This is a genomic window from Halomonas sp. 707B3 (genome assembly GCF_024158645.1).
Taxonomy (GTDB): Bacteria; Pseudomonadota; Gammaproteobacteria; order Pseudomonadales; family Halomonadaceae; genus Vreelandella; species Vreelandella lionensis.
The window spans coordinates 1-10,429 of the sequence record NZ_JAMZBE010000125.1 but is presented as its reverse complement, the minus strand read 5'-3'; the positions used below and the strand labels follow the sequence as shown (position 1 = coordinate 10,429).

At 58.2% G+C, this 10,429-nt stretch carries 9 protein-coding genes; 6 read left to right on the top strand and 3 right to left on the bottom strand.

Features of this window, described 5'->3' with window-relative positions:
• A partial coding sequence (locus BIS10_RS14475; protein ID WP_253506150.1) for an alcohol dehydrogenase catalytic domain-containing protein occupies positions 1-335 on the bottom strand: 335 nt, incomplete at its 3' end.
• 119 nt (positions 336-454) lie between these two features.
• Here BIS10_RS14475 and BIS10_RS14470 point away from each other — a divergent pair.
• From BIS10_RS14470 to BIS10_RS14445, 6 genes are all read left to right on the top strand, one after another.
• The gene (locus tag BIS10_RS14470) at positions 455-1,339 is read left to right on the top strand and encodes a LysR family transcriptional regulator (RefSeq protein WP_253506148.1); all 885 of its coding nucleotides are present in this window, start codon (positions 455-457) and stop codon (positions 1,337-1,339) included.
• A 30-nt stretch (positions 1,340-1,369) separates the two neighbouring features.
• Positions 1,370-2,254 (top strand): alpha/beta fold hydrolase, encoded by an 885-nt coding sequence (locus BIS10_RS14465; RefSeq protein WP_083024236.1) that lies wholly within the window; start codon positions 1,370-1,372, stop codon positions 2,252-2,254.
• Positions 2,255-2,362: 108 nt separating this feature from the next.
• Positions 2,363-4,555, top strand: coding sequence for an OsmC domain/YcaO domain-containing protein (locus tag BIS10_RS14460; protein WP_253506146.1), 2,193 nt, complete (start codon positions 2,363-2,365; stop codon positions 4,553-4,555).
• Positions 4,556-4,698: 143 nt separating this feature from the next.
• Positions 4,699-5,397 (top strand): NYN domain-containing protein, encoded by a 699-nt coding sequence (locus BIS10_RS14455; RefSeq protein WP_253506144.1) that lies wholly within the window; start codon positions 4,699-4,701, stop codon positions 5,395-5,397.
• A gap of 269 nt (positions 5,398-5,666) precedes the next feature.
• Positions 5,667-7,130 (top strand): sodium:alanine symporter family protein, encoded by a 1,464-nt coding sequence (locus BIS10_RS14450; protein WP_253506142.1) that lies wholly within the window; start codon positions 5,667-5,669, stop codon positions 7,128-7,130.
• Positions 7,131-7,173: 43 nt separating this feature from the next.
• Entirely contained in the window at positions 7,174-8,190 is a 1,017-nt protein-coding gene (locus tag BIS10_RS14445) for an asparaginase (protein WP_253506140.1), read from the top strand.
• Here the strand turns inward: BIS10_RS14445 and BIS10_RS14440 are convergent.
• Positions 8,187-9,053, bottom strand: coding sequence for a DMT family transporter (locus BIS10_RS14440; protein WP_253506138.1), 867 nt, complete (start codon positions 9,051-9,053; stop codon positions 8,187-8,189). The two genes, BIS10_RS14445 and BIS10_RS14440, sit on opposite strands and share 4 nt — an antisense overlap.
• An 85-nt stretch (positions 9,054-9,138) precedes the next feature.
• The gene (locus BIS10_RS14435; protein ID WP_253506136.1) at positions 9,139-10,368 is read right to left on the bottom strand and encodes a nucleoside recognition domain-containing protein; all 1,230 of its coding nucleotides are present in this window, start codon (positions 10,366-10,368) and stop codon (positions 9,139-9,141) included.
• Between the last annotated feature and the right edge of the window lie 61 nt (positions 10,369-10,429).

Genomic DNA, 10,429 nt, shown 5'->3' with positions numbered 1-10,429 from the left:
AGGCTGGCGATGCGCTCATCGACCAGCTGGTACTCAGCGTTGGAGCCTTGGCGCGCAATGCTGCCCGCGTACCACACCCGGTCACCCGGCTGAAAGCGAGTGACCGCACTGCCGACGGCATCGACTACGCCCACCGCGTCGTAACCCAGCACGCGCGGCTCGCCGCCGTCGGGCAGCGCGCTCTTGCGCACCTTGGCATCCACCGGGTTAACGGAAACCGCACTCACCGCGACGCGAATATCGTGGGGCTCGGGGGTGGGCAGCGGAAGCTCAACGGCATGCAGGGCGTCTGGGTGGTCGATCGGTAGGCTTTTGGTAAACGCAAATGCTTTCATGGTCGCTCTCTAAAGGATGATGAATGTCGTCATCATGCCTGGGTGTCGTTTTATGAAAAAGAGGGCTAATGTAGCTAACAGTTTCTCATTTTCTTTGAAAATAAGGGCGCCATCGACCCATGCGTACCGATGACCTAAACGTGCTTGTCTACGCCGCCGAGCACGGCAGCCTTTCCGCTGCCGCGCGGGAGCTGGCGATTACCCCGGCGGTGGCTAGCGTGGCGATCAAACGGCTTGAAGATGCGTTAGGCACGCGGCTGCTGGTGCGCTCTACCCGCAGCTTGCGGCTAACGCCCGCCGGGGCGCACTATTTAGTCCATGCGAAAACGGCGCTGCGTGCCCTTGCTGAAGGGGAGAAAGAGCTGCACCGCGAGCGCCAAGAGATTGCGGGAGAACTCAGCCTTTCCATGCCGTCTGATCTAGGCCGCAACGTGCTGCTGGGCTGGCTTGATCGCTTTATGGCGCTGCATCCGCAGCTGCGCCTGCGGCTTCGGGTCAGTGACCGGGTGAGCGATCTGTTTCGCCAGCCAGTGGAGATTGCCCTGCGCTACGGCGTGCCGGAGGATTCCAGCCTGGTAGCCCTGCCGCTAAAAAGCGATAACCACCGGGTAGTGTGTGCAGCGCCAAGCTATATCGCGCGCCACGGCGAGCCTGCCACTCCAGATGAATTACGCCAGCACAACTGCCTCTGCTTCAACCTGGGCGAGCGGGTGCACAACCAGTGGCAGTTCGGCAGTGAGCGTATCAGCGTGCAGGGCAATCGAGTGAGCGACGATGCCGAGTGTGTGCGCCGCTGGGCGCTGGCGGGAGAGGGCATTGCCTACAAATCTCGCCTTGATGTTCAGGCAGACCTCGATGCAGGCCGCTTGGTGGCGCTGTTGGCCGCGTTTCCTACCGAGCCCGCGCCGCTGTATCTCGTCTGCCCGCACCGGCTGTCGCTCACGCCTGCCGTGGTCGCGCTGAAAGACTTTCTGATCGAACGGTTACAAGAGGACGCCAAGTGAAGAGCATCATCTATCCGCGAGGAGCTAGCCATGTTTGAGGGGTTTGAAAAACAGACACGCCGCGTTAACGGCGTCGATATTGCCTATCGGATGGGCGGCAACGGCCCGGCACTACTGCTGCTTCACGGCCACCCGCAGACCCATATGATTTGGCACAAAGTTGCGGGCACGCTTGCCCAGCACTTTACGGTGATTGCCGCCGACCTGCGCGGCTACGGCGATAGCGGTAAGCCGGATGACGACGCAGAGCACTTCAATTACGCCAAGCGCACCATGGCCGCCGATATGGCCGAACTAATGAGCGCGCTGGGGTTCGAGCGTTTCAAGGTGCTGGCCCACGACCGTGGCGCGCGGGTGGCACACCGCTTAGGGGTAGACCACGCAGCACGCGTCGAGCGCATGGTGCTTTTAGATATCGCCCCCACGCTGGCCATGTACCGTGGCACCAATGAGGCGTTCGCCCGCAGCTACTGGCACTGGTTCTTTCTGATTCGCCCCCAGCCGCTGCCAGAAATGCTGATTCAAGCCGACCCCGCTCAGTACTTAAAAAGCGTGATGGGCGCCCGCAGCGCGGGCATGGCACCGTTCGCCCCAGAAGCGCTGGCGGAGTACGAGCGCTGCCTGGCGCTTCCCGGCACGGCGACCGGCATCTGCGGCGACTACCGCGCCAGCGCGACTATCGATTTAGAGCACGATCAGGCGGATATCGATGCGGGTGTGAAACTGACCTGCCCCATCAACGTGATGTGGGGTGCCCAAGGCGCGATTGAAGCCTGCTTCGACGCTCTTAGTGAGTGGCGCAAGGTAGCGACGCAGGTAGAGGGCAAGGCGCTGCCTTGCGGACACTATATCGCCGAAGAGATTCCTGACGTGCTGTTAGAGGAAGCGCTGCCGTTCTTGCTGGATCCGCAATAAGCGATTCACGCGACTGCCCAAGACGAAGCGGGCAAAAAACTGGATAATGGCCGCCATTCGCCTGATGCGTTGGCGCTCAGGCACACTCATTACTCCGGACGCCCGCTTATGGAAATCAAAGTTAACTATCTCGACAACCTCCGCCTGGAGTCCAAGTTCGACGATTTTACGGTCATCTCCGACCAGCCGATTCGCTACAAGGGCGACGGCTCGGCCCCTGGCCCGTTTGACTACTTCCTGGCGTCGTCGGCCATGTGTGCCGCCTACTTCGTCAAGGTGTACTGCAACGCGCGCAATATTCCCACCGAGAACATTCGCCTGTCGCAAAACAACATCGTCGACCCGGAAAACCGCTACAAGCAGATCTTCAAAATCCAGGTTGAGATGCCGGAAGATATCTCGGAAAAGGATCGCGAAGGCATTCTGCGCTCCATCGACCGCTGCACGGTGAAGAAGGTTATCCAGACCGGCCCCGAGTTTCAGATCGAAGTGGTCGAGAACATCGACGAGGACGCCCAAGCGCTGCTGATGGGCGCGCCGGAAGGAGGCAGCACCTTTATCCCCGGTAAAGACCTGCCGCTGGAGCAGACCATTGCCAATATGAGCGCGATCCTTGCTGATCTCGGCATGAAGATCGAAATTGCTTCATGGCGCAATATCGTGCCCCACGTGTGGTCGCTGCATATCCGCGATGCGGCTTCGCCCATGTGCTTTACCAACGGCAAAGGCGCGACCAAAGAGAGCGCGCTCTGTTCAGCGCTGGGCGAGTTTATCGAGCGCCTGAGCTGCAACTTTTTCTACAACGATCAGTTCTTTGGTGAAGAGATCGCGGGCAGCGAATTCGTTCACTACCCTAACGAGAAGTGGTTCAAGCCGGGGCCGAATGACGAGCTGCCGAAAGGGATTCTCGACGAGCACTGCCTGGCGATTTACAACCCCGAAGGCGAGCTGGGTGGCTCGAACCTGATTGATACCAACTCGGGCCGCGAAGATCGCGGCATCGTTACGCTGCCCTTTGTGCGCCAAAGCGATGGCGAAACGGTCTACTTCCCCTCCAATCTGATTGAAAACCTGTTCCTCAGCAACGGCATGAGCGCGGGCAACACCCTGGTGGAAGCCCAGGTGCAGTGCCTTTCAGAAATTTTCGAGCGGGCGGTGAAGCGGGAGATCCTCGAACAGGAGTTGACGCTGCCCGATGTACCCCAAGAAGTGCTGGCCAAGTACCCGAGCATTGTCGAGGGCATTAACGCCCTGGAAGCTCAGGGCTTCCCCGTGCTGGTGAAGGATGCCTCCATGGGTGGGCAATTCCCGGTCATGTGCGTGACGCTAATGAACCCGCGTACCGGCGGCGTGTTTGCCTCCTTCGGTGCCCACCCAAGCTTTGAAGTGGCGCTGGAGCGCAGCCTGACCGAGCTGCTCCAAGGCCGCAGCTTTGAAGGCCTGAACGACCTGCCGCTGCCAACCTTCAACTCGCAGACCGTCTCTGAGCCCAACAACTTCGTCGAGCACTTCATCGACTCGGTGGGCGTGGTCTCCTGGCGCTTCTTCAGTGCCAAGCCCGACTTCGAGTTCAGCGAATGGGATTTCTCCGGCAGCAACGACGAGGAAGCCGAGACCTTGTTCGGCATTTTCGAAGAGCTGGGCGCGGAAGTGTACATGGCGGTGCATGAAGACTTAGGCGCGCCGGTCTGCCGCATTCTGGTACCTGGCTACTCCGAGGTGTACCCGATTGAAGACCTGATTTGGGACAACACCAATAAGGCGCTGGACTACCGCGAAGATATTCTCAATCTGCACCGTCTGGATGACGAGCAGCTCACCGATCTAGTCGAGCGCTTGGAAGAGAGCCAAATGGACGACCACGCCGATATCATCACGCTGATTGGTATCGAGTTCGACGAGAACACCGTGTGGGGCCAGCTGACCATTCTGGAGCTGAAACTGCTGGTCTACCTAGCACTTGGCCGCCATGAAGAGGCGCTGGACTGCGTGCAGATGTTCCTCCAGTACAACGACAACACCGTTGAGCGCGGCCTGTTCTACCAGGCGGTGAACGCGGTGCTGGAGATTGAGCTGGACGACGAATTGGAGCTGGATGACTACCTGCCCAACTTCAAGCGCATGTTCGGCGAAGCGACTATGGAGGCGGTCGTGGGTTCAGTAAACGGCAGCGTACGCTTCCACGGCCTCACGCCCACCAATTTGCAGTTAGAGGGCTTAGATCGCCACCATCGCCTCATCGAAAGCTACAAGAAGCTGCACGCAGCGCGAGCGGCAAAAGCGCGTATTGCGCGCATGTAACCTGTAGAGGAGATTGGGGTTGACGAGGCATTAAGTACTCCGTAACCTAGAAATTATCCACGCCTTAGGCAGTAAGCTTTCCCACATATCTCGGGATAAGCCGACCCCTAGGGCGTTTTTCGTTTGAAGAAGGAAAAGAAGCCATGCCTACAGCAATATTGATTGATGGTGGCTATTTTATTAAGCGTTTCAGGCGCATAGAGCCCTCCAATGCGTATGATGGAAAAAGAGCAGCTGATTGTTTGTTTCGGTGGGCGGTAAGTCACTTGCATGAGAAGAGCCGCCAGGGAAACAGTCAAACGAATCAACGGCGTGATTTGTACAGAATTTTTTTCTACGACTGCCCGCCCCTATCGAAAAAGATGCATAACCCTATTTCAGGGAAAGCCATCGACTTTTCCAAAACGCCAGAGGCGCTTTTTCGTAAAGAGCTGCACCAAGCCTTGTTGGGGAAACGCAAATTGGCAGTCCGTCTGGGCCATCTTTCGGATGATGCTCAGTGGACGCTTAAACCTGAAAAAATCAAAGCATTGCTAAAGCATAAAATATCGCTTGATGATTTGACTGAGAATGATGTGCGCGTTGATGTCCGGCAAAAGGGGGTCGATATGCGTATAGGAGTTGATGTCACTTCTTTGACGTTAAAAGGGCAAGTTGATCAAATTGTGCTTATGGCTGGTGACGCTGATTTTGTACCTGCTGCAAAAATTGCGAGACGCGAAGGTATCGATTTTATCCTCGATCCAATGTGGCAGACGATTCCCGCAGGATTGCACGAGCATATTGATGGGCTAAGAACGACTTGCCCGAAGCCAGAACTTCCTCTTAGGCGCCAATACTGATGAGAAGTTTTGTTTAGTCTTAAAAGAACAGTTAGTGAATTTTGTAAGTCCCTTAACGGTGCGTTGCCTTAAAAGGCCCGCACCGTTTTTTATGTGGTGCACTCTGGTGCAGTGATTGGCGCAGTGAGTGCAACCAACTGCACCGCTGCGCCAAATTTCATTGCAGGCTTGGCTTGGTACAACACTCTTCGCGCATCTCAATAGCAAAAAGACGCGGTCGTTAACGACGCAACTTCCATAACGCTCAATAATAACGCGGAGAGTATCCCATGCTCGATATGCTCAATGACCTCCTCTGGGGGAAGGTTCTACTCGTTTTACTGGTGGGAGTGGGGATCGGTTTTACCGTTGCCTCCCGCTTTGTGCAGTTTCGCTATTTCGGTGAAATGTTTCGCATCCTGGGCTCAGGACAAGCTTTCAAGCGTAATCAGCACGGCCACTTAAGCTCCTTCCAGGCGCTGGTGCTGTCGGTGGCTGGCCGTGTAGGCGGCGGTAATATCGCCGGGGTGGCCGTGGCAATTACGCTGGGCGGCCCAGGGGCGATTTTCTGGATGTGGCTGGTAGGCTTGATGGGCATGGCCACCAGCTTTCTGGAGTGTACGCTGGCGCAAACCTATAAAGAGGCCGAGGGCGACGGCACCTACCGTGGCGGCCCGGCGTACTACATCGTCAAAGGCTTGGGCAAGCAGTGGCGCTGGCTGGCGGCGTTCTACTCGGTACTGCTGCTGATTACCTTCGGCTTTGCCTTTACGGCCCTGCAGTCCTATGCCGTTGCCACGTCGTTTGGCGACGCCTTTGGCGTGCCGGTGCTGTACAGCGGTATCGCGCTGGCTATGCTGGTGGGGCTGATTATCTTTGGCGGTATCAAGCGTATTGCCCGTATTTCCGAGTATCTGGTGCCGTTTATGGCCGTGGGCTATATCGCCGTGGCGCTGCTGGTTATTGCGTTGAACATCACTGAGATTCCTGGCGTGATCGCGCTGATCGTGAAGAGCGCGTTTGGCCTGGAGCCGCTAGTGGGTGGCGGTATTGGCGCTGCCATCATGATGGGCTTGAAGCGCGGCCTGTTCTCCAACGAAGCGGGCCTGGGCAGTGCGCCCAACGTGGCCGCCGTTGCCTACGTGCCGCACCCGGCTAACCAGGGCATCGTGCAGGCATTCTCGGTGTTTATCGATACGGTGATTATCTGCTCGGCCACGGCGTTTTTGATTCTGCTTAGCGGCGTATACGACCCGGCCGCCGGAGCGGGCGTAGAAGGCATTGCGCTGACCCAGGCTGCCCTGGCAGACCACGTGGGCGAGTGGGGCCGTACCTTTGTGAGCCTGGCGCTGCTGCTGTTCGCCTTCAGCACCATTCTGTACAACTACTACCTGGGCGAGAATAGCCTGAACTTCTTCAGCCGCGATAACCAGAACCTGTTCAACGCCTTCCGCGTGGCGATTGTGCTGTTGGTGTGCTGGGGCGCGACCACGGATCTAGGCACCGTGTTCGGCTTTGCCGACGTAACCATGGGCCTCTTGGCGGTGGTGAACCTCGTAGCGCTGATCCTGCTGTTCAAGTGCGGCCTGCGGATCATGAACGATTTCGATAGCCAGCGCCGTCAGGGCATCAAGCAGCCGATTTTCGACGCCAATCAACACCCAGATCTCGACCTGGACCCTAAAGCGTGGGAACTGGAGCCCGAAGAAGCCGAAGCGCTGAAGCAGCGCTTGGAAAGCGCGCCGGCGAAGTAAGTTCGTTTCTGTTCACTCGACTGTAATCAGGTAAGGAGCGCTCATGCCCCGCGTCCTCATGCTCTACACTGGCGGCACCATTGGTATGCAGCCATCGCCCCAGGGGTACGTGCCCAGCGCGGGGCTGGCCGAGCGCTTAGCGGCGCATCTGGCCTTGGGCGACCCTTATCGGCTGCCTGCTTTCGATGTGGTGGAAATGCAGCCACTGATCGATAGCGCCGAGCTGATGCCCGAGGCGTGGAATCGCCTCGTGGCCGTGCTGGAACGTCACTGGCAGCACTACGATGCGTTCATCATTCTGCACGGCACCGATACCATGGCCTATAGCGCTGCGGCGCTGTCGTTTATGCTCGGTGCGTTAAACAAGCCAGTGATCTTCACCGGCTCTCAAATTCCGCTGGGTGAGCCAAGAAGCGACGCGCTGAACAACGTGGTCAGCGCGCTACAGCTGGCCGCTCATCCGGCCACGCCCTGCGAAGTGAGCCTGCTCTTTCATGACCGGCTGCTGCGCGGCAACCGCGCCCGCAAGGTGCGCACGCAAGGTCTGGATGCCTTCGATTCTCCCAACTTCCCTTGGCTGGCCGAGATAGGCATTGGCATGATCTTCCCCCAACCGTCGGCGCTGCTCAGCGGGGAGCCCAGTTTTTCACCCCTTCAGCTAGACGACGAAGCGGTGGCGGTACTGCCGCTGCATCCTGGTATGTCGTTAAGGCGTGCTAAAGCGCTGCTGGAAGATGCCACTCTCAAAGGATTGGTGATCTCAAGCTACGGCGTGGGCAATCCGCCAAGCTTTGAAGGTGAACTGCTAAACGCCATGCAAGCCGCTAACGAGCGGGGTGTGGCGCTGCTCAACATCACCCAGTGCGCCCAAGGCGAAGTCGTGCAAGGCGCCTACGCCACGGGGGCGGCTCTCAATCAAGCGGGCGTGATCGCCGGGGGTGATATCACGCTGGAAGCTGCCGTCGCGAAGCTTACCGTGCTGCTTGGCCAAGGGCTTTCTGGGCCAGCGCTGCGCAAAGCGTTGAGTGCGCCCATGCGCGGCGAGGCGACGGCCCGTTAGCGGGACGTTACGCTCAGTGCGGTCACGGTCAGTAAGATAATCCCCATGCCGACCATCTGAATCATCTCCAAATTTTCACCCAGCACCGCCACCCCAAACAGCGTGGCGGTGACCGGCTCGACCATGGCCACCATGGACGCTAACGCCGGAGCGGCGTGTTTGATGCCTACCACGTAGAGCAGAAACGACAGGCCCGCGCCCAAAATACCCAACGCCACAAACAGCGGAAGCTCTGGTGCGCTGACCACGCTAATGGTTTGAGACAGATCGGCTGGCACAATCAGAACGACGGCCAGCACCGTGAAGGCAATCGAAAGCACGGCGGAGGGGCTGCCATGGGGCGCGGCGTATTTGAAACCAAAAATGAACAGCGCGTAGGAAAGCCCCGCCAGTAGACCCGTGGCGACGCCCATCAGCGACAGGTCACCTGCGCCAATGGCGTACAGCTTGGTCAGTAGCACCACGCCGACCATGACCAGCGCGATCGCAAGCCACTTAACGGCCGTCGGGCGCTCGAGCTTGAGCGCAAACGAGGCGAGATAGACAAACACCGGAGCGCAGTACATCAAGGTAGCCGCCACCGCCACGCTGCCGTGGTCGATACTGAGAAAGTAGAAGGTAAAGTTGCCCGCCACCCCCAGGCCTGCCACCACTGACCAGAACCACAGTGGCCGACTGGCCAAACCGCGCCCGCCGCGCTGCAATAAAAGCCAACCCAGCGCAAAGAGCAACCCCACAAAACCACGGTAAAAAGAGACGACCGCGGCATCCCAACCGCTGTCTAATAAAATACCCGCGATGCCTCCGGAAATCCCCCAGAAGAACGCCGCGAGCGCAATCAACATCGTGCTAGCGCCTGGCATGATTCACCTTTCGTCCATGAATGGTTTGGCGTGGCCTTGAAAGGTAGACGCTGTCACCAGTGAACGAAAGCGTAGGAGTCACTTCTTAACCAAAGAACCAGTAACACACAACAATTGCGGTAGTAATGCCCGCCGCGTCGGCTACTAACGCGCAGCCCAAGCCGTGGCGAATGCGGGTGATGCCTACGGCACCGAAGTAAACCGCCAGCACATAAAACGTGGTTTCGGTGCTGCCTTGGAAGGTGGCCGCCAGTAGCCCAGGGAAGCTATCGACACCAAAGGTGTTCATGGTTTCGATCATCATGGCACGGGAGCCACTGCCGGAAAGGGGCTTCACAAAGGCGTTGGGCAGCGCATCCACAAAGCGGGTGTCCCAGCCGATGCCTTCTACAAGCCAGCGGATACCGCCAAGCCCGGCATCCAACACCCCGCTGGCGCGCAGCACACCCACCGCGACCAGCATGGCAATCAGGTAGGGCAGCAGGGTGATGGTAAAGCTCAGGCCCTCTTTAGCCCCTTCGATAAAGGCGTCGTACACCTTCACTCCGCGAAGCGCGCCAACCACCAGAAACATCATCACAATGCTAAACAGGGTCAGATTGCCCACCAGCGTTGAGGCCGCCGCCAGCGCCTGAGCGGACATCCCCGCTAAAGTGGTGATCAATAGCCCTAACGCTAACGCAGCCGCCACTAAATAGGCCAACACGACAGGGTGCCAGAGCTTTAAACGCTGCATCACCGCTACCGCCAACAGCCCAGCCAGGCTAGAGGCGCTTGTCGCTAACAAGATCGGTAAAAATACCAGCGTGGGGTCGGCGGCACCTTGCTGGGCGCGATACATGAAAATGGTGACGGGCAGTAGCGTGAGCGACGAAGTATTAAGCACCAAAAACAGGATTTGCGCGTTGCTGGCGGTCTCACTGCTGGAATTAAGGCTTTGCAGCGAATGCATCGCTTTGATGCCAATCGGCGTGGCGGCGTTATCCAGGCCCAGAATATTGGCTGCGAAGTTCATGCTGATCAGCCCCATGGCCGGATGACCACGAGGCACCTCTGGCATCAAGCGACAGAACAGCGGATCGAGCACCCGCCCCAGCAGTCGTATCAACCCCGCCTTTTCGGCAATCGAGAGAAACCCGAGCCACAGCGTCATGGTGCCCAGTAGCACCAGGATAATATCGACGCTCACTTCCGCCATATCGAACAGCGACTGCACCAAGCGGGCAAACACTTCGCTATCGCCACCCACCAGCCACTGCCAGAGCGATGCCGCAAAGGCGGCAATAAAGAAGCTTAACCAGATTCCGTTGAGCATGGCGGGTGGGCGTCCTTGGTCATAAAAGAGGGTATGCGTTTGCTGCGTATCCTAACCAAGG

Coding starts and splice junctions, on each gene's coding strand:
- BIS10_RS14450 (WP_253506142.1), top strand. CDS start 5,667: ATGCTCGATATGCTCAATGACCTCCTCTGGGGGAAGGTTCTACTCGTT.
- BIS10_RS14435 (WP_253506136.1), bottom strand. CDS start 10,368: ATGCTCAACGGAATCTGGTTAAGCTTCTTTATTGCCGCCTTTGCGGCA.
- BIS10_RS14445 (WP_253506140.1), top strand. CDS start 7,174: ATGCCCCGCGTCCTCATGCTCTACACTGGCGGCACCATTGGTATGCAG.
- BIS10_RS14460 (WP_253506146.1), top strand. CDS start 2,363: ATGGAAATCAAAGTTAACTATCTCGACAACCTCCGCCTGGAGTCCAAG.
- BIS10_RS14470 (WP_253506148.1), top strand. CDS start 455: ATGCGTACCGATGACCTAAACGTGCTTGTCTACGCCGCCGAGCACGGC.
- BIS10_RS14465 (WP_083024236.1), top strand. CDS start 1,370: ATGTTTGAGGGGTTTGAAAAACAGACACGCCGCGTTAACGGCGTCGAT.
- BIS10_RS14440 (WP_253506138.1), bottom strand. CDS start 9,053: ATGCCAGGCGCTAGCACGATGTTGATTGCGCTCGCGGCGTTCTTCTGG.
- BIS10_RS14455 (WP_253506144.1), top strand. CDS start 4,699: ATGCCTACAGCAATATTGATTGATGGTGGCTATTTTATTAAGCGTTTC.